The sequence below is a fragment of the Alcanivorax sp. P2S70 genome, from assembly GCF_000475295.1.
Taxonomy (GTDB): Bacteria; Pseudomonadota; Gammaproteobacteria; order Pseudomonadales; family Alcanivoracaceae; genus Alcanivorax; species Alcanivorax profundi.
On record NZ_AXBZ01000004.1, the window covers coordinates 11,409 to 35,239 of the forward strand.

Annotated in this window: 23 protein-coding genes and 4 tRNA genes; 15 read left to right on the forward strand and 12 right to left on the reverse strand. The window is 58.4% G+C overall.

Annotation, left to right across the window (positions count from 1 at the left end):
- Positions 1–23: 23 nt before the first annotated feature.
- Entirely contained in the window at positions 24–2,288 is a 2,265-nt protein-coding gene (clpA, locus tag Q672_RS19365; protein ID WP_022984062.1) for an ATP-dependent Clp protease ATP-binding subunit ClpA, read from the forward strand.
- A gap of 131 nt (positions 2,289–2,419) precedes the next feature.
- Here the strand turns inward: clpA and infA are convergent, their stop codons facing one another.
- The 4 genes from infA to trxB all read right to left on the reverse strand — a co-directional run bounded on the left by infA (position 2,420) and on the right by trxB (position 5,240).
- Positions 2,420–2,638 carry a translation initiation factor IF-1 gene (infA, locus tag Q672_RS19370; protein WP_022984063.1) on the reverse strand — a complete coding sequence of 73 codons (219 nt, stop codon included), beginning with the start codon at positions 2,636–2,638 and terminating at the stop codon, positions 2,420–2,422.
- 111 nt (positions 2,639–2,749) lie between these two features.
- On the reverse strand, positions 2,750–3,466 hold the full coding sequence (locus tag Q672_RS19375; protein WP_022984064.1) for an arginyltransferase: 717 nt from the start codon (positions 3,464–3,466) through the stop codon (positions 2,750–2,752).
- An 82-nt stretch (positions 3,467–3,548) separates the two neighbouring features.
- A complete protein-coding gene (gene aat, locus Q672_RS19380; RefSeq protein WP_022984065.1) occupies positions 3,549–4,262 on the reverse strand; it encodes a leucyl/phenylalanyl-tRNA--protein transferase in 714 nt (237 codons plus the stop codon).
- Positions 4,263–4,292: 30 nt separating this feature from the next.
- Complete coding sequence (trxB, locus tag Q672_RS19385) at positions 4,293–5,240, reverse strand: thioredoxin-disulfide reductase (RefSeq protein ID WP_022984066.1); 948 nt, start codon at positions 5,238–5,240, stop codon at positions 4,293–4,295.
- Between the two features lie 314 nt (positions 5,241–5,554).
- On the opposite strand from trxB, the gene Q672_RS19390 reads away from it, so the two are divergent.
- From Q672_RS19390 to cysG, 6 genes are all read left to right on the forward strand, one after another.
- A complete protein-coding gene (locus Q672_RS19390; protein WP_022984068.1) occupies positions 5,555–7,870 on the forward strand; it encodes a DNA translocase FtsK in 2,316 nt (771 codons plus the stop codon).
- Positions 7,871–7,899: 29 nt separating this feature from the next.
- Entirely contained in the window at positions 7,900–8,511 is a 612-nt protein-coding gene (gene lolA, locus Q672_RS19395) for an outer membrane lipoprotein chaperone LolA (protein WP_022984069.1), read from the forward strand.
- Positions 8,508–9,842 carry a replication-associated recombination protein A gene (locus Q672_RS19400; protein ID WP_022984070.1) on the forward strand — a complete coding sequence of 445 codons (1,335 nt, stop codon included), beginning with the start codon at positions 8,508–8,510 and terminating at the stop codon, positions 9,840–9,842. The genes lolA and Q672_RS19400 overlap by 4 nt, the downstream gene beginning before the upstream one ends.
- Complete coding sequence (locus Q672_RS19405; RefSeq protein WP_022984071.1) at positions 9,835–10,227, forward strand: fluoride efflux transporter FluC; 393 nt, start codon at positions 9,835–9,837, stop codon at positions 10,225–10,227. The genes Q672_RS19400 and Q672_RS19405 overlap by 8 nt, the downstream gene beginning before the upstream one ends.
- A 76-nt stretch (positions 10,228–10,303) precedes the next feature.
- Complete coding sequence (gene serS / locus Q672_RS19410; protein ID WP_022984072.1) at positions 10,304–11,596, forward strand: serine--tRNA ligase; 1,293 nt, start codon at positions 10,304–10,306, stop codon at positions 11,594–11,596.
- 36 nt (positions 11,597–11,632) lie between these two features.
- Complete coding sequence (cysG, locus tag Q672_RS19415; RefSeq protein WP_022984073.1) at positions 11,633–13,027, forward strand: siroheme synthase CysG; 1,395 nt, start codon at positions 11,633–11,635, stop codon at positions 13,025–13,027.
- 109 nt (positions 13,028–13,136) lie between these two features.
- On the opposite strand, the gene Q672_RS19420 is transcribed toward cysG, so the two are convergent.
- The 5 genes from Q672_RS19420 to Q672_RS19440 form a co-directional block, all read right to left on the reverse strand.
- The gene (locus Q672_RS19420; RefSeq protein ID WP_022984074.1) at positions 13,137–14,135 is read right to left on the reverse strand and encodes a glycosyl transferase family protein; all 999 of its coding nucleotides are present in this window, start codon (positions 14,133–14,135) and stop codon (positions 13,137–13,139) included.
- Between the two features lie 69 nt (positions 14,136–14,204).
- On the reverse strand, positions 14,205–14,459 hold the full coding sequence (locus Q672_RS19425) for a hypothetical protein (protein WP_022984075.1): 255 nt from the start codon (positions 14,457–14,459) through the stop codon (positions 14,205–14,207).
- A 1-nt stretch (position 14,460) separates the two neighbouring features.
- Complete coding sequence (locus Q672_RS19430; RefSeq protein WP_152521810.1) at positions 14,461–14,763, reverse strand: hypothetical protein; 303 nt, start codon at positions 14,761–14,763, stop codon at positions 14,461–14,463.
- Positions 14,756–15,127, reverse strand: a complete 372-nt coding sequence (gene tusD, locus Q672_RS19435) for a sulfurtransferase complex subunit TusD (protein WP_022984077.1) — start codon at positions 15,125–15,127, stop codon at positions 14,756–14,758. Before tusD ends, Q672_RS19430 begins: the two co-directional genes overlap by 8 nt.
- On the reverse strand, positions 15,127–15,810 hold the full coding sequence (locus Q672_RS19440) for a Bax inhibitor-1/YccA family protein (protein ID WP_022984078.1): 684 nt from the start codon (positions 15,808–15,810) through the stop codon (positions 15,127–15,129). The genes tusD and Q672_RS19440 overlap by 1 nt, the downstream gene beginning before the upstream one ends.
- Positions 15,811–16,028: 218 nt before the next feature.
- Between Q672_RS19440 and Q672_RS19445 the strand changes: the two genes are divergently transcribed.
- Together Q672_RS19445 and Q672_RS19450 are read left to right on the forward strand one after the other, a co-directional pair.
- Positions 16,029–16,697, forward strand: a complete 669-nt coding sequence (locus Q672_RS19445; protein WP_147393877.1) for a hypothetical protein — start codon at positions 16,029–16,031, stop codon at positions 16,695–16,697.
- A gap of 106 nt (positions 16,698–16,803) precedes the next feature.
- Positions 16,804–16,891 (forward strand) — tRNA-Ser (locus Q672_RS19450).
- Positions 16,892–16,974: 83 nt separating this feature from the next.
- On the opposite strand, the gene Q672_RS19455 is transcribed toward Q672_RS19450, so the two are convergent.
- From Q672_RS19455 to Q672_RS19465, 3 genes are read right to left on the reverse strand one after another with little or no spacing between them, the layout of a single operon-like run.
- Positions 16,975–17,985: an ArsA family ATPase gene (locus Q672_RS19455; RefSeq protein WP_022984080.1), complete on the reverse strand. Its 1,011-nt coding sequence runs from the start codon at positions 17,983–17,985 to the stop codon at positions 16,975–16,977.
- A complete protein-coding gene (locus tag Q672_RS19460; RefSeq protein WP_022984081.1) occupies positions 17,985–18,254 on the reverse strand; it encodes a cory-CC-star protein in 270 nt (89 codons plus the stop codon). The genes Q672_RS19455 and Q672_RS19460 overlap by 1 nt, the downstream gene beginning before the upstream one ends.
- On the reverse strand, positions 18,254–19,927 hold the full coding sequence (locus Q672_RS19465; RefSeq protein ID WP_022984082.1) for a carbon starvation CstA family protein: 1,674 nt from the start codon (positions 19,925–19,927) through the stop codon (positions 18,254–18,256). The genes Q672_RS19460 and Q672_RS19465 overlap by 1 nt, the downstream gene beginning before the upstream one ends.
- 229 nt (positions 19,928–20,156) lie before the next feature.
- Between Q672_RS19465 and uvrY the strand changes: the two genes are divergently transcribed.
- From uvrY to Q672_RS19495, 6 genes are all read left to right on the forward strand, one after another.
- The gene (gene uvrY / locus Q672_RS19470; protein WP_022984083.1) at positions 20,157–20,810 is read left to right on the forward strand and encodes a UvrY/SirA/GacA family response regulator transcription factor; all 654 of its coding nucleotides are present in this window, start codon (positions 20,157–20,159) and stop codon (positions 20,808–20,810) included.
- 57 nt (positions 20,811–20,867) lie between these two features.
- Positions 20,868–22,691 carry an excinuclease ABC subunit UvrC gene (gene uvrC / locus Q672_RS19475; protein ID WP_022984084.1) on the forward strand — a complete coding sequence of 608 codons (1,824 nt, stop codon included), beginning with the start codon at positions 20,868–20,870 and terminating at the stop codon, positions 22,689–22,691.
- A gap of 102 nt (positions 22,692–22,793) precedes the next feature.
- Positions 22,794–23,399, forward strand: coding sequence for a CDP-diacylglycerol--glycerol-3-phosphate 3-phosphatidyltransferase (gene pgsA, locus Q672_RS19480; protein WP_022984085.1), 606 nt, complete (start codon positions 22,794–22,796; stop codon positions 23,397–23,399).
- 103 nt (positions 23,400–23,502) lie between these two features.
- A tRNA-Gly gene (locus tag Q672_RS19485) sits at positions 23,503–23,578 on the forward strand.
- A gap of 52 nt (positions 23,579–23,630) precedes the next feature.
- A tRNA-Cys gene (locus Q672_RS19490) sits at positions 23,631–23,704 on the forward strand.
- Positions 23,705–23,726: 22 nt separating this feature from the next.
- Positions 23,727–23,812, forward strand: a tRNA-Leu gene (locus tag Q672_RS19495).
- Positions 23,813–23,831 lie beyond the last annotated feature (19 nt).

Sequence of the window (23,831 nt, forward strand, 5' to 3'; positions counted from 1 at the left end):
GAGCCCGGTAGTGAGGTAGCCTTATGCTCAGCAAAGAACTGGAAATGACGCTAAACGAGGCGTTTCGCCATGCGCGCAGTCATCGTCATGAGTTCATGACGGTAGAACACCTGCTGCTGGCACTGCTGGATAACGAGGCCGCCGTTGAGGTGCTGCGCGCCTGTGGCGCGGACCTGGATGAATTGCGTGATGCGTTAAGCCAGTTTATTGAAGATTCCACCCCCTTGTTGCCGGAAGGTGATCCGGATCGTGATACCCAGCCGACGCTGGGCTTTCAGCGTGTACTGCAGCGGGCGGTGTTCAGTGTCCAGTCTTCCGGCAAGAAGGAAGTCACTGGCGCCAATGTACTGGTCGCCATTTTCAACGAGCAGGAAAGCCAGGCCGTTTACTTCCTCAACTGTCAGGATATTCACCGTCTGGACGTAGTTAACTTCATTGCCCACGGCATTTCCCAGGTCGAGGACGCTGATCCCTCTATCGAAGCGGCCCAGGAAAACGACACGGCGGAAGAGCCGTCACAGGCCAGCGCGCTGGAGAACTATGCGACCAACCTGAATGTACTGGCTCGTGAGGACCGTATTGACCCGCTGGTGGGCCGTGCATTCGAGATTGAGCGTGCAGCGCAGATTCTCTGCCGTCGCCGCAAGAACAACCCGCTGCTGGTGGGTGAGCCCGGGGTCGGCAAGACCGCGATCGCTGAAGGCTTGGCGCGGATGATCGTGGAGGAGCAGGTACCGGAGCCGTTGCTCGATGCCACTGTCTATTCTCTGGATCTTGGTGCTCTGCTGGCGGGAACCAAGTACCGCGGTGATTTCGAGAAGCGCCTGAAATCCCTGTTGGCCGAGCTGAAAAAAGAGCCCAATTCCATTCTCTTTATTGACGAAATTCACACGATTATTGGCGCCGGTGCGGCGTCCGGCGGAGTGATGGACGCCTCGAACCTGCTCAAGCCATTGCTGGCCAATGGTGAGCTGAAGTGCATGGGCTCTACCACATTCCAGGAATACCGTGGTGTGTTCGAGAAGGACCGGGCCTTGTCTCGCCGTTTCCAGAAAATTGATGTGGTTGAGCCGTCGGTGGAAGACACTATCGGTATTCTCAAGGGACTGAAGTCACGGTTTGAGAAGCACCATGATGTGACCTACAGCGATGCCTCACTCAAAGCCGCAGCGGAGCTGAGCGCCCGCTATATCAATGACCGCTACCTGCCTGACAAGGCTATTGACGTGATTGATGAGGTCGGTGCCTGGCAGCGTCTTCGCCCTGAGGATCAGCGCAAGAGCACCATCGATGAAATCGATGTGGAAGACATGGTTGCCAAGATCGCCCGCATTCCGCCCAAACAGGTATCGTCTTCAGACAAGGAGTTGCTCCGCAATCTCGAGCGCGACCTTAAGATGACGGTGTTCGGGCAGGATGAAGCCATCGATACTATTTCTGCGGCCATCAAACTGTCCCGGGCGGGGCTTAAAGGCGAGAATAAACCCATCGGCAGCTTCATGTTTGCCGGGCCCACCGGGGTGGGCAAAACCGAAGTCAGCCGTCAGCTGGCACGGGCCCTGGGGGTTGAGCTGGTACGCTTTGATATGTCCGAGTACATGGAGCGTCACACGGTCAGCCGTTTGATCGGGGCGCCCCCGGGCTATGTAGGCTACGACCAGGGTGGTTTGCTCACCGAGGCGATCACCAAGACTCCCCATTGCGTGCTGTTGCTCGATGAAATCGAAAAGGCGCACCCCGAGGTTTTCAACATTCTGCTGCAGGTGATGGATAACGCCACCCTGACGGATAACAACGGCCGCAAGGCGGATTTCCGTAACGTGATTCTGATCATGACCACCAATGCGGGTGCCGAGGTGTTGAACAAGCGCTCCATCGGGTTCACCGAGCAGGATCAGAGCACCGATGGCATGGAGGTGCTGAAGAAGGCGTTCACCCCGGAATTCCGTAACCGTCTGGATGGCATCGTGCAGTTTGCGTCGCTGACGACGGAGGTCATTCTGGGGGTGGTCGACAAGTTCCTGGTCGAACTCCAGGCTCAGCTGGATGAAAAAGGCGTGGTGCTCAATGTGGATGCCGCCGCCCGCAGCTGGCTGGCCGACAAGGGCTACGACAAGGATATGGGGGCTCGCCCCATGGCTCGCCTGATCCAGGAGCAGCTCAAGAAACCATTGGCCGAGAAACTGCTGTTTGGCGAGCTGGCCGAGCAGGGCGGGCAGGTGGACGTCACTGAACAGGACGGCAAGCTTGCTCTCACGGTGAAAGCGGCGGAGGCGGAGCCCGCGTAGCTCAGTTGACAGTTAACGGTTGATAGTTGACAGCTAAGGCAGAAACAAAAATACCCCCGGCTCGTAGGAGGCGGGGGTATTTTTTGGGTTTCTGCGTGCAGCGTGAGGCTTGTTGCGTGCAGCTGCCCGTTTTATTTCATGCGGAAGGTGATACGACCCTTGGTCAGGTCGTAGGGGGACATTTCCACCTTGACGCGGTCGCCGGTGAGGATGCGGATATAGAATTTGCGCATCTTCCCGGAGATATGGGCAGTGATCACATGACCGTTGTCCAGCTTCACACGAAACATCGTGTTGGGCAGGGTTTCAACGATTACACCTTCGAGTTCAATCTGTTCTTCTTTCGCCATCCAACGAATACCTTGGGTTACCGGCTATTGAGCGAGGGCGCAATTGTGCCGCAAAAGCGGGCCGGCTGCAAAACCGGATTAACGGTAAGGGCGAATGGATCGGAAAGCTGATCAATCTTTGTCCGGAAGGTCCTTCCAGGCGCCGCTTCGCAGTATCTCCAGCGGCTGGTACTGGCTCTTGTAACTCATCTTCTGGCACTGGTGAATCCAGTAACCGAGATACAGGTATGGGAGTTGTAGCCGCCGGCATTGTTCGATTTGCCACAGCAGAGCCATGACGCCAAGGCTACGTTCTGGCAGATGGGGATCAAAGAAGGTATAGACGGCAGAGAGACCGTCTTCCAGCTGGTCGGTTACCGCTACGGCCCGGAGTTTGCCGGCCTGGCGGAAACAGTAAAACTGGGTATCCGCCCAGTCGCAGGTCAGAAAGTTGGTGAACTGTTCCTCGGACGGGGGGTACATGTCGCCATCGCCATGACGCTGGTTGATGTAGTCCGCGTAGAGGGAATAGAGCTCACGGGTAAACCGGGCAGGCTCACGGTTGACGACCAGGTCATCATTGACCTTGCGAATCCGACGGTGGCGGCGTTTGGGCTGAAAATCCGATACCCGCACCCGAGCCGGAATGCAGGCACTGCACTGATCGCAATGGGGACGGTACAGGTAATCCCCGCTACGGCGGAACCCCAGAAGGCTCAGTTCGCTGTAGAGTTCCGGTGACAGTGTGGCCTGGGGGTCCACAAACAGGGTCGAGGCCTGTCGATCTTCCAGGTAGCTGCATGAATGTGCCGGCGTCCGGAAGAAGCGCAGGGTGGAAAGGTCTGTCATGGGGTCAGTGTAGCGAGAAACGAGGGGGCCAGGCTAGATAGCGTCGCTGAGCTGGGGGTCCACAGAGTGCCACTGGTCGGGCTTAAGGCTGTGCGGGTAAGCCTGCCCATTCTGTTGCTGGCCACTGTTCCGGGCCCGGTGTGGCTGTGATTCGCTCTGACAAGAGGGCTTCAAATTGCGGTCTTTCCAGCAGCCTTGCCCCCATGCTCAGCAAGTGGGGATTCTCCACTTGGGCGTCGATCAGGGTGATATCCAGCGCTGGAGAGAGCTTTTTGAGGGCGGCCAAGGCCATCTTGGAGCCGTTACGGCGAGGAGAGACCATGGATTCGCCAAAAAACACCTGTCCCAGCTTGATGCCGTAGATGGCGCCGGCAATGTCGCCGTCCTGCCAGATCTCCAGGCTGTGGGCATAGCCCTGACGGTGCAGCCCCACATACGCCTCGATCATGTCATCACTGATCCAGGTGCCATGACCATCTGATCTGGGTTGGGCACACAGCCACATGACGCGTTCAAAGGCGCGATCGAGAGTCACCGAAAACTCGCTGTTGCGCAGATGACGTTGCAGGCTGCGACTGATGTGGATGTCGTCAGGAAAGAAAATGCAGCGCGGGGCAGGGGACCACCACAGAATGGGCTGATGATCGGCATCGTACCAGGGGAAGATACCCCGGGAGTAGGCACGAATGAGTGTGGAGGAGCTCAGATCCGCCCCGGCGGCCAGCAGGCCGTCGGGGTCGGTGAGGGCGTCACGGGTATCCGGGAAAGGACTTCCCGGCTCCAGCCATGGCACCATGACAGGCTAACCGATCACCTGAAGGGCGTTTCAGCCCTTCAGGTTGTCCAGATAGCGTTCCGCATCCAGCGCGGCCATACAGCCAGAGCCGGCAGAGGTGACGGCCTGACGGTAGATGTGGTCGGCCACATCGCCAGCGGCAAACACGCCTTCAATGCTGGTCTGGGTGGCATTGCCTTCGGTGCCGCTCTGAATCTTCAGGTAGCCGTCTTTCATGTTCAGCTGGCCTTCAAAGATATCAGTGTTCGGCTTGTGACCAATGGCAATGAATACACCCTGCAGTTCGATGTCCTTGCTGCCTTCACCTTTGGTGGACTTGATGCGCATGCCGGTGACACCGCTGTCATCGCCCAGCACCTCTTCGAGTGTGTGATCCCACTCTACAGAGATATTGTCTTTTGCCAGCAGCTTGTCTTGCAGGATCTTCTCGGCGCGCAGGCTGTCACGACGGTGCACCAGGGTGACATGCTCTGCGATATGCGAGAGATACAGTGCTTCTTCCACAGCGGTATTGCCGCCACCGATAACGGCGACACGCTGGCCCTTGTAGAAGAAACCGTCACAGGTGGCGCAGGCGGAGACGCCCTTGCCCATGAACGCTTCCTCTGACGCCAGACCCAGATACATGGCGGAGGCACCGGTGGCGATAATCAGGGCATCACAGGTGTAGGTGCCGCTGTCGCCCTTGAGCGTGAAGGGACGGCTCTGCAACTCCACTTCGTTGATGTGGTCGTACACCATCTCGGTGTCAAAGCGCTCAGCATGCTGCTGCATGCGCACCATCAGGTCAGGCCCCTGGAGACCTTCAACGTCACCAGGCCAGTTGTCCACTTCGGTGGTGGTAGTGAGCTGGCCGCCAGGCTGAATCCCGGTAATCACCACCGGCTTGAGATTGGCACGGGCGGCGTAAACGGCGGCGGTGTAACCCGCAGGGCCGGAACCAAGGATAATCAGGCGATGGTGCTGCACGTCGCTCATCGAAAACTCCAGTAATAGGGGGTAAGCAGGACGAGAGACCTTTCATGGGGCCTTCAGCCTGCATAATCAAGGCGTGAAAACTACCGTAAAACAGGGCACGCGTGAAGCCTGTCGCTGTGATAGAAAGGATCAATGAACCGGGTTAGGGTGCGGTTTTGTGCAATAATCCCGCAGGCTGGCCCGGCAGGCACACAGCAATGCTGGCCGCCCCACGGTGGATTGACTACAATCGCAATAATTTCAATTTGTTATCGGCATTTTTTAATACGGATTTTTATCTGTTCAATGTCATGGATTTTGTTAAGGGGTAAGGCGTGAGCAAAACCGCTGCCGGGCAAGGAGAGTCCGGGTTTTCCCGTCATCTCAAGCGCGGGCTGGTCGAGGGCATGGTGATCGCATTGATCGCTCTGTCCATGTACCTGCTGCTGGCGTTGATCAGCTTCGACAGCCGCGATCCGGGCTGGTCGTATGTGGGGCATGTGGATGCCGTGCGTAATGCGGCGGGCCGTGCTGGTGCGTTCAGTGCCGACCTGCTGCTTGGCTTGTTTGGCTACATGGCCTACCTGTTCCCGGTATTGGTGGGATTCTGGGCTGCCAAGGTGCTGCGTGAACGTCATGCCGGGCTGCCCGGTAGCTGGCCGCTGTTCAGCCTCCGTCTGGTGGGCTTTATTTTGACCATGCTGGCCGGTACCGCTCTGTCTTACATGCACTTCAGCATGGGCGACAGCTTGCCGGAAGGTTCTGGCGGCATCCTTGGCCATGAAGTGGGTGCGGCCGCCCTGGATGGCTTCAATCCCCTTGGCGGTACGCTGATCATGGTCGCATTGTTCCTGATCGGGGTGACCATCTTTACCGATCTGTCCTGGATCGCCCTGGCAGAAGGGCTGGGAGCGCTGGTGTTGGGAGCGGTTGAGAAAGTCCCTGCCTGGTGGCAGGCGCGCAAGCGCAAACAGGAGGAGCAGCGGCAGAAGAAAGTGGCCCATGAAAAACGGGCTAAAGTGATCAGCGAGGCTAAGAAAAAAGCCGAAACCCGTACGCCCCCCAAAATTGCCAAGCCCGCGGCTCCGGTGCAAAAGAGTGAGCGGGTACAGAAGGAAAAACAGCAGAAACTGTTCACCACTGAGGTCAGTGGCGAAATTCCGCCGCTGGAACTGCTGGATCCGGTGGAAGAGTCCAAGGGCGGGTATTCTGAGGAAGCCCTCGAAGGCATGTCCCGCCTGCTGGAGATCAAGCTCAAGGATTTCAACATTGAGGCCGAGGTGGTGGCGGTTCAGCCGGGCCCTGTGATCACCCGTTTTGAAATTCAGCCAGCAGCAGGAATCAAGGTTTCCAAAATTACCAATCTGGCCAAGGATCTGGCGCGCTCATTGGCGGTGATCAGTGTTCGGGTTGTGGAAGTCATCCCGGGCAAGACCACGGTGGGGATCGAGATTCCCAACGAACAACGGGAAATGATCCGCTTCACCGAAGTGGTGGGCACCCAGATGTTCGACCAGTCCTCATCGCCGCTGACCATGGCGCTCGGCAAGGATATTGCGGGCAACCCGGTCATGGGGGATCTGGCCAAGATGCCACACCTTCTGGTGGCGGGGACCACCGGTTCCGGTAAATCCGTGGGTGTGAACGCCATGCTGCTGTCCATGCTGTTCAAATCCGGCCCAGACGATGTTCGCATGATTCTCATCGACCCCAAGATGCTGGAACTGGCGGTCTACGACGGCATTCCCCATTTGTTGACCCCGGTTGTAACCGATATGAAAGAAGCCGCCGGCGCCTTGCGCTGGGGTGTCGGTGAAATGGAGCGTCGCTACCGGCTGATGGCCGCCATGGGGGTGCGTAACATCTCCGGCTATAACCGCAAGGTCGATGAGGCGAAGAAGAAGGGTGAACCGATCAAGGACCCGCTGTGGAAGCCTGAAGACCCGATGAATCTTGAGGAAGAAGCGCCCCTTGCCGAGCACCTGCCCTATATCGTTATCGTCATCGATGAATTTGCCGACATGATGATGATTGTGGGCAAAAAGGTGGAAGAGCTGATCGCGCGGATTGCCCAGAAAGCGCGGGCTGCCGGGATTCATCTGATTCTTGCAACCCAGCGTCCCTCGGTGGATGTGATCACCGGTTTGATCAAGGCAAACGTGCCCTCACGTATCGGCTTCCAGGTGTCGTCCAAGATTGATTCCCGAACCGTGCTGGATCAGGGCGGGGCAGAACAGCTGCTGGGTCATGGTGACATGCTTTATTTGCCGGGGGGCAAGAGTGTTCCGGAACGTGTTCACGGTGCCTTTGTCTCAGATGAAGAGGTCCACCGGGTTTGTGACGATTGGCGCAAGCGCGGCGAGCCTAACTACCTGGAAGAAATTCTCGATGGTGGCTCGGATCTCAATGCACCGATGCCCGGCATGGAAGGCGCCGGCGGTGACGGTGATGATGAAAATGATCCGTTGTACGACGAAGCGGTTGCCTACGTGACGCAGTCACGCCGGGCATCGATTTCCTCTGTGCAGCGAAAACTGAAAATTGGCTACAACCGTGCCGCCCGTTTGGTGGAAGCCATGGAGATGGCCGGGGTAGTCAGCGAAGCGGGGCATAACGGCCAGCGTGAGGTGATCGCGCCGCCGCCGGTTTAACCGTGATCTGTCCCGACTAAGGAGTCTTGATGCGTACACTACTGATGGTCGCACTGCTGTTTCCGGCTTTGGCCTGGGCTGGCGCCACCGACGAATTACTGTCCCGCTTGCAGAAACTGCAGTCGTTAAAGGGCGATTTTGAGCAAACCGTGCTCGACAAGGGCGGCACCCACATGCAGCAGGCAGAAGGGCGTTTCCAGGTGGCGCGGGGCAATCAGTTTTACTGGTCCACCACGAGCCCGTTTTCCCAGCTGGCGGTATCGGATGGCAAGACCGTGTGGGTCTACGATGAAGACTTGGAACAGGTCGTGGTGCGCCCCCTGAGCCAGGATCTCGGGCAGACCCCGGCCCTGCTGTTTGGCGGACAGCCAAGCCAGGTGGCCGAGGCGTTCAGCATCAGCGAGCGTGACCGAAATGGCGCGCAAGTGACATACCGCCTGACTCCCAAAGGGGATGACCCGCTTTTCGACCAGCTTGACGTGACCTTCCGTGGCGAACAGCCCATGTCCATGCGGCTTCAGGATGCGCTTGGCCAGCAAACCGTCATCGACTTCCGTGATCTGAAGGTAAACAGTGGCATTGATGCTTCACTGTTCCACTTCACGCCACCGGAAGGTACTGACGTCATCCAGCAGCAATGAACGATCTGTTTGCCGCCGACAATGCCCAGCAGGCGCAGCCTTTGGCGGCTCGCTTGCGCCCCAACAGTCTGGATGACTATGTAGGGCAGCAGCACCTTGTCGGCCCCGGCAAACCCCTGCGCCAGGCACTGGAGCGCGGCCAGCTTCACTCCATGATCCTGTGGGGCCCGCCTGGCACGGGCAAAACCACTCTGGCGCTGATTCTTTCCCAGGCCGTGGACGCGGCGTTTATCACGCTCTCTGCCGTACTCTCTGGCGTCAAAGATATCCGGGCCGCCGTCGAGCAAGCCCAGATACGACTGGCCCAGGGGCGACGTACCGTCCTGTTTGTGGACGAGGTGCACCGGTTTAACAAGGCGCAGCAGGATGCGTTCCTTCCCCATGTCGAGGAGGGCACGATTACCTTTATTGGTGCGACCACCGAGAACCCGTCGTTTGAGCTGAATAATGCCTTGCTGTCCCGGGCACGGGTATACCGGTTGCGGTCACTTGCGGCGGAGGATCTGCGAGGCCTGTTGCAGCGCGCGCTTGATGAACCGCGTCTCAATGGCATGACCGTCGACGCGGACGCCGCCGAGCTGCTCCTCAATTACGCCGATGGTGATGCCCGACGCTTGTTGAACATGCTGGAAGTGGCGGCGGATCTGGCTGATGGTGACGCCCCGCGTATCGATGCTGACCTGATGAGCGAAGTGCTGAGCGATGCCGTGCGCCGCTTCGACAAGGGTGGAGACCTTTTCTACGATCAGATCAGCGCCTTGCATAAATCTGTGCGAGGCTCTGATCCCGACGCAGCACTTTACTGGTTCGCCCGTATGCTGGACGGCGGTTGTGACCCCTTGTACATTGCCCGCCGGGTGGTGCGTATGGCCAGTGAAGACATTGGCAATGCTGACCCGCGAGCACTGACCCTGTGCCTGCAAGCCTGGGATGTGCAGGAGCGGCTGGGCAGCCCGGAAGGGGAGTTGGCGATTGCCCAGGCTGTGGCCTATCTGGCCGTGGCCCCGAAAAGCAACGCCGTCTATAACGCCTACAATCAGGCTCGCGCACTGGTACGGGAAAAGCCCACAGATGAGGTACCGCTGCATTTGCGCAACGCACCGACCCAGTTGATGAAGGACGAAGGCTTCGGGGCAGAGTATCATTACGCCCACGATTTCCCCGATGCGTTCGTGGACGGCGAAAATTATTTCCCCTCCAGCTTGCGTCATACCCGGCTCTACCAGCCGGTCAATCGCGGCCTGGAGATCAAGGTGGCAGACAAGCTGCAGCGACTGCGCCAGCGCAATGCTGACAGCGATTGGCAACGCTACGGAGAGCTGGATGACTGATGTGGGCGCAGTGCCATGGTTGGCCGTGGCAGCAGGGGGGGCAACGGGTGCGTGTCTGCGGTTTGCGACAACCCTGTGGATGGGTGTCCCCGCCATGCCCGCGTGGCCATGGGCCACATTCAGTGTGAACCTGGTTGGCAGTTTCCTGTTCGGGCTGCTGACCGTAGCCTTGGCCAGCCTGACCAGCAGTGAAGCGCTGCGTTTGGCGATCATGACCGGCATGCTGGGCGCGCTGACTACCTTTTCGACCTTTTCTTTCGAGTTGGTGCGAATGCTCGAAATCAAGGCCTGGGGGCTGGCGGCGGGCTATGCGTTTGCCTCCGTAAGCATTTGCCTGGCGCTGGGTGTGACCGGCTTGATGCTTGGTCGCATGATCTGGGAATAACGGTTTACCGAGACGCGTCGTCTCTGTGCGACACACTGTTGTCTATTTGAATGATTTGAAACTGGAGTAGAAACACATGCTGGATATTCGTGCCCTGCGGCAGGACGGCGAAGCGATCAAGGCTGCACTGGCCAAGCGTGGCTACAGCCTGGACCTGGCAGCGTTTGCCGAACTGGATGCGCGCCGTAAACAGGCAGACGTACGTTCCCAGGATCTGCAGGCCGAACGCAAGAAAGCCTCCAAGCAAATTGGGCAGCTGATCCAGTCCGGCATGAATGTGGATGAAGCCAAGGCCAAGGTGGCAGAAACCCTCAAGACCCTGGATGCAGAACTGGACCAGGAAGTGGCCAATGCCAAGTCGATTCACGACGAGATCAGTGAATTCCTGATGGGGGTGCCCAATGTGCCCCAGGAAGCGGTGCCGGAAGGTAACGACGAAGAGGACAACGTGGAAGTGCGCACTTGGGGCGAACCCAGAGTGCTGGACTTTGAAGCCCGTGACCACGTGGATATTGGCGAGGGTCTGACCAGCGGAGCGCTGGATTTCGATAGTGCCAGTAAACTCTCTGGCGCCCGTTTTGCGGTGATGAGCGGTGCGGTGGCCCGCCTGCATCGTGCGCTGGTGGATTTCATGCTGGACATTCATAGCAGCGAACACGGCTATGAAGAGGTCTATGTACCTTATCTGGTGGGCCCTGAAGCCCTGCGGGGAACGGGCCAATTACCGAAATTTGCCGAAGACCTGTTCAAGATGGAAGGCGAGCGAGAGTTGTATCTGATTCCCACCGCCGAGGTGCCGGTCACCAATCTGGTGGCAGACGAGATTCTTGAAGCCGACAGCCTGCCGCGCCGGTATACCTGCCATACCCCCTGTTTTCGTTCCGAGGCAGGCAGTCACGGCAAGGATACACGTGGCCTGATTCGCCAGCACCAGTTCGAAAAAGTGGAGCTGGTACAAATGGTTCGGCCAGAAGAGTCCGATGCGGCGTTGGAGCAGTTGACCGGCCACGCAGAAGCGATTCTCCAGAAACTGGGGCTGCCTTACCGCGTGGTGATCTTGTGTGGCGGGGATCTGGGCTTTTCCTCCACCAAAACCTATGACCTGGAAGTGTGGCTGCCCAGCCAGCAGAAATACCGCGAGATCTCGTCCTGCTCCAACTTCCGCGACTACCAGGCGCGTCGCATGCAGGCCCGCTGGCGGAATCCGGAAACCGGCAAGCCAGAACTGGTACATACTTTGAATGGGTCGGGTCTGGCAGTAGGGCGTACACTGGTAGCCATTCTTGAGAACTACCAGAATGCGGATGGATCGGTCACGGTGCCGGAGGCATTGCGCCCCTATATGAGAGGGCTGGAGCGGCTGCAGTAATACGCTCCCGCCTGTTTGAACCCCCAGGGAGCAATCATGGAATTCCTACCCATTAGCTGGCGACTGCAGGGCAAGCGTGCCCTGTTGGTCGGTGGCGGTGAAGTGGCCTTGCGTAAAGGTCGCCTTTTGCACCGTTCTGGTGCTCTTGTTGATGTCGTTGCTCCTGATGTGTGCGCCGAGCTGCGCCAGATTGTGGCAGAAAGCCAGGGCTCGCTGCGTGAGCGAGCCTTCGAGGAAAGCGATCTTCAGTCTGTGTCGTTGGTGATCTGCGCCACCGACAACAAGGCCATCAATGCCGAGGTGGCTCGGCTGGCGGGGGACAAGGGGCTGCCTGTTAACGTGGTGGACGATCCCTCCCTGGGCGATTTTATCTTCCCGGCTATTGTCGACCGTTCACCGGTGCTGATCAGTATCAGCTCTTCCGGTGCGTCCCCGGTACTGGCGCGCAAGCTGCGCAGCCAGATTGAATCCAGTCTGCCGGCCCGCTGGGGCCGACTGGCCGACCTGATGGCACGGTTCCGGCAGCCCTTGAAGGACAAACTCAATAGCGTGGGCGCCCGCCGTCTGTTCTGGGAGCAGGCACTGGACAGCCCGATTGTGGAAAAGGTCCTGGCCGGCAAAGACTCCGAAGCGGAGGCCATGCTCAGTGAGGCGATTGCCGAGGCCGATCCTGAAAGGCTGAGCCGGGGGGAAGTCTATCTGGTGGGCGCGGGGCCGGGAGATCCGGACCTGCTGACCTTCCGGGCGCTACGTTTGCTACAGAAGGCGGATGTGGTGCTATACGACCGCTTGGTAGGCAAGGGTATTGTGGACCTTGCCCGCCGGGATGCGGAAATGGTCTATGTGGGTAAGGCCCGCGACAAACACGCCTTGCCGCAGGACAACATCAACGAGTTGTTGGTGCACTACGCCAAACAGGGCAAGAAGGTCTGTCGTCTCAAGGGTGGTGACCCGTTTATCTTTGGCCGTGGCGGGGAAGAAATCGATCTGATTGTCCAGGAGGGCATCGATTTTCAAGTGGTCCCGGGTATCACCGCCGCCAGCGGCTGTGCCGCCTACGGCGGTATTCCACTGACCCATCGTGATCATGCCCAGTCTGTCAGGTTTGTTACCGGCCACCGCAAAGACGGTACCGTCACCCTGGATTGGGAGCACCTGGTCAGTGAAACGGAAACCGTGGTGTTCTATATGGGGCTGGTCGGGTTACGGCAGATCTGTGATCAGTTGATGGCCCATGGCCGCAAAGGCGACACCCCGATTGCGCTTGTCTCCCGGGGCACCACCAATCTGCAGGAAGTGATCACCGGTTCCCTGGAGACCCTGCCTGATGATATCGAGGGCCGGGAGATTCATGCGCCCACGTTGATCATTGTTGGCAGTGTGGTGAGTTTGCATCCGAAGTTTGGGTGGTTCAAAAAGAGCAGTGAATAGTTAATAGTTGCGCGAGCAACGACGTTATTGCAGTAAACGCAATAGGCCGCGCCCGTGACTTGGGCGCGGCCTATTGCGTTGAAGAACAGAAAAATCTAACCGCGAGTTATTAACTCTTCATTGCTCTCCGGGTGTCCCGGTTTTGCCATAACGCCCGGGCTTGCTGCTGTGCTTCTTCCAGGTTTTCGGCTTTATCCAGGCCCCAGAGGGCCACGGCGACCGTTTGGATGACTGCATTTTCGCCGTATTCATCCTGTGCTTCGCCACGCCAGACTTTCTTGAGCATGTCTGCATCGGGGGTGCCGGGCGGAGTGGTGCGGGGGAGGACATTGTCCAGTATGGCGTCGTCCAGCGGCTTGCCGTGGCGGATGCCGGTGATGGCGGTGCGGGCATCCGGGCGGACCTCTAGTTCACCGCCTTCGCCCTTGAAAAGCAGCAGATCACGATCGCCACAGAGCTCTGCCGCGCCCTGATGCAGCGCGATGTATGCAGGATGGAAGACGCTCTGCATGGATAGCGGGGCCCGTGCCGGGTTGAGACTGCGTGCCAGGGTGTTGATGGGCGAACGCAGGCCAAGATAGAAACGCAGGGTAAGCAGATGAGAGAGTGGGGCGCAGAACTGTTCTATGGGCAGATACGCCAGGCCCTGCCGGGCCAGATGATCACTGGCCTCGCTCACGGTGGTCGCCACCTTAAGCCCCAGAGCCGGCAGCAACTCGTCGGTATAGACTCGATTGGGGGTGTGCGCCGGGCCACCGTGCAGCAGCGTGCGAATACCCTGATCTGCCAACAATACGGTGGCGAGCAGATACCACGGATGGTGCTTCTTCTTGCCCGCGTAACTGGGCCAGTCCAGCTGAACGGCAGGAAAGTCCTTCAGTGTCTCATCACACACGCCCCGGCAGGCATCCAGAAATCCCGCCAGTTCATCCGGGGTTTCTTCCTTGACCCGTAACAGCATCAGAAAGGCGCCAAGCTGCACGTCTTCGACCTTGCCATCCAGAATCATCTGCATGGCATTGCGGGCTTCTTCCCGGGTCAGGCTTCGGCGGGCACGCTTTCCGCGCCCCAGAGTGCGGACATATTCCGCGAAGGCATGTTCTGTCATTCAAACCTCGCAACACGCCGCTCGCAGCACGGTGGTACGCGGGCTTGCCAGGGGCGTGATATCTACAAATCAGTACCAGCTGGTACAGGGGCCGTGTGTCGCCACCAGATCCAGCAGTGTGGTGTGGTCAATGCGCTCGAGATGGCTTCCTGGGGCGCTCATCTGCGGGTGCGCGAGCAGGTAAGCCTGGCCTTCCAGTGGCAGGGCAGAGGCAAGCAGCAGTCCCGCGTCGGTGAAGACGCAAATATCATCAGGCTGATATAGCGCAAGGAAGCTATCAATACCGGCCTGATCGCCGGGTTTGAGTCCGATCAGATGCAACATGTCAGAACACCAGAACCTGCTGGCAGCCGGTGCGCAGCTCCCGCAGTTCATCGCAATTGAGCGCCTCTGCCTGGAGTGCCCCGGTGGTAGCGCTGTCTGACACCACACAGCGGACCCCAAAATCGACCAGCTGGAGCAGACTGTCGTTGGCTGGCAGGGCGTTAAGCACGCTCACGCAGTCATTGGTGAGCCACAGCGCTGTGGGCAAGCCAAAGGCGGCGCCGGTCATCAGCATGTCCAGCATTTCCTGAAAGCGGTCACTGAGCGGCGCATTTGCCGTAGCAATGTAGAGGTGGCTAGCCAAACTGAAGTACCCGCTGTGCATTGATCATCGCATCGGCCCATTGCCCCAGCCCGACCAGACTGAAGCCGTCGGCCAAAGTGTGCCCTGTGTCATCGGCCACAATGCCGCGGCGCTGGGCTGCACCGACGCAAACTTCGGCATGGATACCGCTTTCCTGGACCCATTGCTGCCATTGCTGTGCCGCATTGGCATTGTCGCCATCACCCCGCCAGGCATGGCGGTGGCAAAGATGAATGCCATCGGAATAGAAAAACAGACGGTAAAGCTGGTGATCCGGGTGGGCGTGAAGCGCTTTGCAGGAGAGCAGGGCGGTCAAGGCGGCGGGGGAATCCGCCGCCGCATTGACCAGGATGGCAAACTGCATCAATCGTCGCCGCTAAGGGCCGTGAGGATCTGCAGCAGGGACATGAACAGGTTGTAGATGGACACGAACAGGGTCACGGTAGCGAGGATGTAGTTGGTTTCACCACCGTGAATGATGGCGCTGGTCTGCCACATGATCAGCAGGGAAGATAGCAGCACGAACGCGGCTGACACCGCCAGGCTGAGGGCCGGAATGGCAAAGAAGATATTGGCAATGCTCGCTGCGAAGGCCACCAGAATACCAATCATGATGAAGTTGGTCAGGAAGCTGAAGTCCTTGCGGGTGAACAGCGCAATCGCGGACATGGCGACAAAGATAAAGGCGGTACCGCCCAGTGCCGTGGTCACGATCTCCATGCCGCCGGGAACCTGGGCGTACATGTTGATGATCGGGCCGGTGGTGAAACCGAGCCAGCCGGTCAGGCCGAATACGGCCAGGATGCCCCAGGCGCTGTTACGCAACATGTTGGTGGCAAACAGCAGTGCGAAATACACACCGATGGTAAGCCACACATTCACAAAACCGATGTTGCTGGCCATGGCAAACCAGGACGCGCCAGTAGCGACAACCAGGGACAAACCCAGCAGCATGTAGGTGTTTTTCAGAACCTGGGCCGCACGCTCGCCGGTGACGGCCATGCCCTGCTGGTGGGGAGCGGAATAGGGATTGGGCTGATTGTTCATAAGGGATCTCATCCTTGGTAATTGTCCCTGTGATGATAAGGCCACGGGGGCCAAAATCAAGGGTTTCCGTGAACGGTAACTCATTGTTTTTATGCGTAGTTCACCCTTTTGGTGCGTAATCAATGGGCCATGACGGCTTTGTGACTCCCATCGCAAGGAGCGGTGCGGGTTTTGACTACCATCTGGGGCGTTAAGGGTAGTGACATAGGGGGATTATCGTGCAATCACTCAGCCTTGAGCCCACAGAACAGGAAATAGCGCTAAAGGATGTGCGTCGCAGCGATGAGCATGGCGTACTCATTGCGGTGCCCGGGCCTCGCGAGCGCCAGTACCGCCCGCTTTTCAGCCGCAAAGGGGTTGCCGGGGGCGGGCACAGCCTTTCTCTCTTCAATGAGCGTTTTCTCGAAGCGCGGCAGCTAAGAGGGCGCCATGAGACCTGCCATGACTTTAATCTGGCATTTATCAACCCCGTGCCGCGTCAGTGCCGTCATCGTCCGGTGGGTTGGTTGCTGGGTGCTGTTATGGGCGCGGCCATCACTGCAGTTGCCACGATGGCCGGCTGGGGGCTGGTCGCATTGGTAACAGCCGGTGTCACGGCTGGACTGTTTGCGGCTGTGGTGAAGAAATGGCGTGACGAATGGCAGTTCGAAACCCGCCATGGCGAGGTACCGGTGTTTCGTGTCACCGTATATCGCCGTGAGCGTGAAGCCTTGCTGAAAATGGTCAAAGCCCTGAGCCGTCGTTGTGAGCACGCCTGGCAGCAATTGCCCCAGGGTAAGGTGCGATTGGCTGCAGAAATGGCGGAGCATCGCCGGTTGCACATGGCTGGTGCTATCGATGAGAGCCAGTACCGGTCTGCCAAGCAACGCATCTTCAGACAGTACTGATCGGGTATCAGGCTCGGGAATTGATCAACATTCCAGCAAACGCCTTGCGCGGCAGCCCGTGGTCGTTGACTGGCTAACGCGCTCATGTATTATTGCTGGCCAGTTCGGAGGGGTGGCAGAGTGGCCGAATGCACCGGTCTTGAAAACCGGCGACGGGAGACCGTCCGTGGGTTCAAATCCCACCCCCTCCGCCATATCGCTATAACAAAAAGGGCTCGCATTGATTGCGAGCCCTTTTTGTTTGTCTGTGTTTTTCTTGAGTTTGCTGCGTCCGTTGTCAGCGGATCAGTGATGCGAACGCGGTGAGCGCTTCAACCCCTTGAACGTCGTCTTCCTGCAGAGGGACTGACATAGTGGGTAACGTGGCAAGCTGCCGGGCGATGTCGTCAAGGTGACGGCGTTGCCGGGTCAGTCGCGCAGCAAAGAAACTGCCCTCTGCCTGTTCTGGCAGCACCCGGTTGATCACCGCCCCGGCAACCGGGATACCCGCATCCGTCAGGCTTCTGACTGCCCGGCAGGTCTCAAGAATCGGTAATTTTTCCGGCGTCAGTACGAACAGGAAGGCTGTGGTTTGTGCATCGGACAGGCGACGGCGGGCGCGGTGAAACAGGCGCTGGCGCACCATCAGTGTGTCGGCGACTTCCTGGCTGCGCGGATCCAGATCCTGCCGGCCATGTTCCAGTGGTTCCTGCATGGGGCTATCCAGATCTTTGCCGGGGCCGAGATGATCCAGCACCTTGCCCAACTCTCGCGCCTTGTGATTGTGCTTGAGCAGGCCGCTGGTCCAGGCAGCCATGACTTCTGGCAGGCTCAACAGACGCAGGGTATGGCCTGTGGGCGCAGTATCAAAGATGACTAGATCATATTCGTTGGGGGCGTCATCAATGATTTGTGACAGCCGCTCAAGCAGGGCCGCTTCCTGGGCTCCCGGCGACTGTCGACTCAAGCGCAGCTGACGCTCCAGTTCCCTGAACTGGTCCGGACCAGCAAACCGTCGCATTTGGGCGCTGACCTTCTCCAGGTAACGGTCGACCTCTTCGTCGGGGTCAAGCTCAAGGGCATACAGATTGGCGGCAAGACAACGGGTCTGATTGCCGATCTCCCGATCGAAAGCATCGCCGAGGCTGTGGGCCGGATCGGTGGAAACCAACAGCACCTTGCGCCCGGCACTGGCCGCCCGACAGGCCAGTGCCGCAGCCGTGGTGGTTTTGCCGACCCCGCCTTTGCCACCAACCATCAACAGGCGCTTGTGGTTGAGCAGGGCATCAATGTCCAGCATGTCAGGCATCAACAACATCGAAAGTGGTCAAGCGGGGAACGCTCCATACCCATGCGGGTGTGCCACTGATGAAAGCGGTCCATCAGCAGTGGCTGCAGCTCAAGGGTGCTCCACGCTGCGGGATTGGGAATACCCATCATTTCGGAAAAGACCAGCAGCATGAACAGGTCTTCCTCATCCCGTTTGGCGCGGGCAATGGCGGCGCGATAGGGCGCATTGTAATACAGGGTGCCGAGCTCACTGAGTCGGCGTAGTGCGCCCAGAATGCGGTTACCCATCAGGCTTGTTCCACCGGTTCACGAAAGGCTTTTTTAAGTGCGGCAGCGCACTCCAGTGTAACCAGCAGTGCCGCAACCAGTACCACCACGTCCAACCCCAGCAGGAACCAATCCTGTTTATCGTAGAAGCTTTTGAGCTGAATAAGCAGGGCGAACAGGGTCATCACCAGCAGGAACACCAGCGGGGCGAGGGTATAAATGGCAGGTCGCCCCCGGCGGACCAGCATGATGGTAATCACCAACAGCGTCAGGCCGGCGAGTAACTGGTTGGTGGTGCCAAACAGGGGCCAGATGAGCAGGCCGCCACTACCGTCGGCACCGCCCGCACCAAAGGCCAGCAGCAGGCAGCTCGCCACGGCCAGCAGGGTGGCGGGTAACGGGCGTGTCAGCCATTTCTGGTGATAGATTTCACCCCATTCCTGGAAAATATAGCGTTGCAGACGCAAGCCGGTATCCATGGTGGTGCCAGCAAACAGGGCCGCCATCACGGTAAGCAAGGTGGCAGCAACGCCCACATCCATGCCGGTGCCACCCGCAAGGATCGTGGCACCACCATCAACAAAGGCGGTCAGGCTGCCTTTCCCGAACGCCGTGTAAACGGCTTCCCAGTCCGCCAGGGTGGCAAAACCGGCCGTGGCAGCAATGATGGCGGCGAGAGCAAGAGAGCCTTCCCCCACGGCGCCAAAATACCCCACGAAACGGGCATCGGTTTCCTTGTTCAGCTGCTTGGAGCTGGTTCCGGAGGCAACCAGCCCGTGGAAGCCGGAAATCGCGCCGCAGGCAATAGTGACGAAGAGTAATGGCAGTAGTGACGGCGTGCCGGCGGGCACATTGTCATTGATCATGGGGGCGACAACAGTGGGGTTACCGATCAGTACCGCGCCATACAGCAGGATCAGGCCGACAAACAGTTGCAGCCCATTGATGTAGTCACGGGGCTGCAGCAGCATCCACACAGGCAGCAGCGAAGCAATGGCTGCATACGCAAACAGCAGCAGGATCCAGCTGGCGCTGGCAGACAGCCCCATGACCTGTTCTGGCAGGGCGATGGGGACTTTCGGGCCCACATAAATCAGGCTGTAAAGGGCGATGACCCCGACTACCGATACGACCCCAAGACCGATGATCCGCCGATAGATGAGCTGACCAATGACCAATGCCACCGCGATGGCTCCCCAGACGGGAACGACCGCTCCGGGGTTGTTGATCAACAGTTTGGCGATGACCACGCCGAACACGGCATTGACCATCAGCAGTACCAGGAAGATCACGATCATGAACACGGTACGGGCCCGGCGACCGACCACTTCGCCAGTGAGAGCACCAACGGATTTGGCCCGGTTTCGGACACTGGCCCACAAGGCGCCACTGTCATGGACGCCTGCAAAGAAAATGGTACCAAAGACGACCCAGATGAACGCAGGGAGCCAGCCCCATATAACGGCAATGGCTGGGCCGACGATGGGGGCAGCACCGGCAACCGAGGTGAAGTGGTGGCCCCAAAGCACATAGCGATTGGTCGGCACAAAATCCACGCCATCTTCGTATTCATGGGCTGGAGTGCGGTAATTGGGGTCTAGCCGGTAGATGCGGTCGGCAATAAAGCGGGAGTAGAATAGGTAGCCGGCGGCCATACCTCCCAGCCCCAGCAGGAGAAGAACGATAGCGCTCATGAGTGCCTTTTCCTTGTTAGCGGTGTGGCGGTTGTCGCAGCCTATCCATGGTTGTGTTTTTGATCTCTTCGGTCAACGCGACCAAAGGCTAATATACAGCAGCATGGGCAATTGACACGGATAATGCAGTGTTAACGGTTTCCTGTTCTCTGCTGGCAATCATCGCTATGCTCGGGCGTTACCTGTCACGAGATTGAGTGGGCAAAGGAATTGCCCTGGGGAAGATAGAATGATCAAAGTATTGGTAGTGGATGACCATGATCTCGTTCGTACCGGCATCGCAAGAATGCTGGACGAAGTAGAGGGTATCAAAGTTGTGGGTGAAGCGTGCTCCGGTGAAGAAGCCCTACAGTTAACCCGGGATGCCTGTCCGGATGTTGTACTGATGGACATCAAGATGCCGGGGATCGGTGGCCTGGAAGCCACGCGCAAGTTATTGCGTATTGATGATGGGGTTCGTGTTATTGCTGTCACCATGTGTGAAGAGGAGCCATTCCCTTCGCGGCTCATGAAAGCGGGCGCTGCTGGCTACATGACAAAGGGGGCTGATCTTGAGGAAATGGTCAGGGCAATCAAGGTCGTAATTAGCGGGCAGCGCTATATCAGCCCGGAAATTGCCCAGGCGATGGCACTCAAACCCTATGTGGGAGAGGAGGCCACGCTGCTCGACATGCTGTCCGAGAGAGAATTGCAGATCATGATGATGATCGTGAACTGCCATAAGGTGCAGGATGTGGCAGACAAGCTATGCCTCTCGCCCAAGACCGTAAACACCTACCGTTATCGCATTTTCGACAAACTGGGTGTCTCCAGTGATGTGGAAATGGCCCTTCTTGCTGTCCGCCATGGAATGCTTGATGCGGTAGAAACGCAAGCGAGCTAAAGCGACTCGGGGCTGTCACTGTTACAATTGCTCGTCTTGATCACAGGGACAGCTCCATTGCCAGACTTTGATTCCAAACACTTTCTTCAGCATTGCGCCCGCAAGCCGGGTGTGTATCGCATGCTGGACGCTGAGGAGCAGGTGCTCTATGTGGGAAAGGCGAGAAACCTGCAGGCTCGCCTGAGCAGTTATTTCCAGAAGAACGTCAGCAGCGTCAAAACACGCGCCATGGTCGCCCGTATCGCTGATGTGCAGACCACAGTTACCCGTAGCGAGGCAGAAGCCCTGTTGCTGGAACAGTCTTTGATCAAGTCGATCCGCCCCCCCTATAACATTCTGCTACGGGACGATAAGAGCTACCCGTACATCCGCATTACCAGTGCGGATACGTACCCGCGCATTACCTTCCATCGAGGAACGCGCCGCAAGGGAAGCGATTACTTTGGCCCTTACCCCAGTGGCGGAGCGGTGCGCGAGGCACTTTCACTGGTAGAAAAGGTCTTCCAGGTCCGCAATTGCTCTGACAGTTATTTCCGCAATCGTACCCGCCCGTGCCTTCAGCACCAGATCAACCGTTGCACTGCTCCCTGTGTGGGGCTGGTCTCGCCAGAGGACTATGCCGGACAGGTGCGTATGGCGCGGGATTTTCTGGATGGCCGGAGTCGCGAAGTCGTTGACACGCTCAGTGCGCAAATGGAAGCCGCCGCCGCCGGGCTGGCCTTTGAGAAAGCCGCGCTGTTGCGAGACAAACTGGCGGCCATTCAGGCGGTACAGCAAAAGCAGGTGGCGGAGACCGGGCAGGGTGATCTGGATGTGGTAGCCATCGAGGGTCGGCACGGACTGGCGGTGCTGGATGTGTTGATGATTCGGGGCGGGCGGATACTGGGGCACCGTAATTTCCGGCCAGATACCCGCGGAGAGGAAGCGCTGCCTGAAATCCTCGAAGCCTTTCTGTCCCAGTACTATCTGGGGGATCGCGAAGACCCGGTCAAACCGCAGGAAATCCTGTTGACGCTGCCTGTTGAGGGGGCGCCAGTGCTGCAGGAGGCGCTGACCGAACAGTGGGGGCGCAAGGTGCGGCTGGCCTGGAAGGTGCGCGGTGAGCGGGCGGCATGGTTGCAGATGGCTACCACCAACGCCCAGCAGTCGCTCGCTACAGAGCTGGCTGCCCGGGAGCATATGGAGTCTCGCTTTCTGGCGCTGGAAAGCCTTCTGGAGGCGCAAGAGCCTGTGCGCCGTATTGAGTGTTTTGACATCAGCCATACCCAGGGTGAAAAAGCGGTGGCCTCCTGTGTCGTGTTTGATCAGCAAGGGGCCAGGAAAACGGATTATCGCCACTTCAATGTCAGCCCGGATCAGGCCGGGGACGATTATGCTGCCATCGAGGAAGCGGTGCGCCGGCGCTACCAACGTAGGCTGAAAGAGGAGGGCAGGCTACCTGACCTGCTGCTCATTGATGGTGGCAAAGGACAGATGCAGCGAGCATGGGACGTGATGGGAGAGCTGGGTCTGCAAGGGAGAATCCGGGTGATGGGAATTGGCAAAGGTCCCAGCCGCCGGCCGGGGTTTGAGGTCTTGTACCTACCTGATGGTCGCGAGTTCACCCCGGGGCCTTCGCATTCTGCGCTGCATTTGCTCCAGCAGGTAAGGGATGAGGCTCACCGCTTCGCACTCACCGGGCACCGGGCCCGCCGCGGCAAGGCCCGCAAGCAATCCTCTCTTGATGAAATTCCTGGTATCGGACCGAAGCGACGCAAGGCCTTGCTAACCCACTTTGGCGGACTAAAGCAGCTAAGGAACGCCTCGGCGACGGAGCTTGCCAGGGTGCCGGGGGTGAATACCCAGCTGGCGCAACAGATTTATGACTGGTTACATGAATAGCGCCTTGTTTGAGCCCGGATATCTTTGGCAACAAAAAATCTCCCATGAGGGACGTGCTGCTTTTCGTTATACTGTTCGCTTAGTCCACAAGCGGTAGGTCACATGCAGCAGAAGAACCCGGTCCTGAATTTGCCCAATATCCTTACCCTGATTCGTGTGGTGGCAATTCCCGTCCTGGTGCTGGTGTTCTACCTTCCGTTCAAGTGGAGTGACCTTTGTGCGGCGTTACTGTTTCTGGCCGCGGGCATCACCGACTGGCTGGATGGCTATCTCGCGCGCAAACTGAACCAGACCAGCCCGTTTGGCGCCTTCCTGGATCCTGTAGCTGACAAGCTCATCGTTGCAGTTGCGCTGGTCATGCTGGTACAGGTGCATGCCACTGCATGGCTGGCCGTGCCGGCGATGGTGATTGTGTCACGCGAAATTACTGTCTCTGCGCTGCGTGAGTGGATGGCAGAGCTTGGGAAGCGTTCCCGGGTTGCGGTCAGCCAGCTTGGAAAGATCAAGACGGTGACACAAATGACAGCCATTACCTTGCTGCTGGCACAGAAACCGGGTTTCGATCTGGCGGGAGATATTGTGATGACCCCCTGGTTGTGGTTGAGCTACGGCCTGCTTTATCTTGCTACGGCATTGACCCTGTGGTCCATGCTTGCGTATCTGCGTGCTGCAGCACCAGAATTGCTCAAAAGTCAGTCAAAGTCCTGAAAAACCAGAAAAAATGCCATTTCGCGGGTTGACACTATAAGGCGGATGGGTAGAATTCTTCACCGCAACGAGGCACAGTGTTACGTCAGTCTTGTCGCACAATGCGGGAATAGCTCAGTTGGTAGAGCACGACCTTGCCAAGGTCGGGGTCGCGAGTTCGAATCTCGTTTCCCGCTCCAGATTCCAGAGAACCTCGGCGTTGCCGAGGTTTTTTCTTGGTAGACAGTTTAAGGCGCGGTGGCAGAGTGGTTATGCAGCGGACTGCAACTCCGTGTACGCCGGTTCGATTCCGACCCGCGCCTCCAATCATCGACCTGCACGGTCACCGCCCGGGTGGCGAAATTGGTAGACGCAACGGACTTAAAATCCGTTGACCTTTGGTCGTGCGGGTTCAAGTCCCGCCCCGGGCACCAACTCCCGTTATCCTCCCAA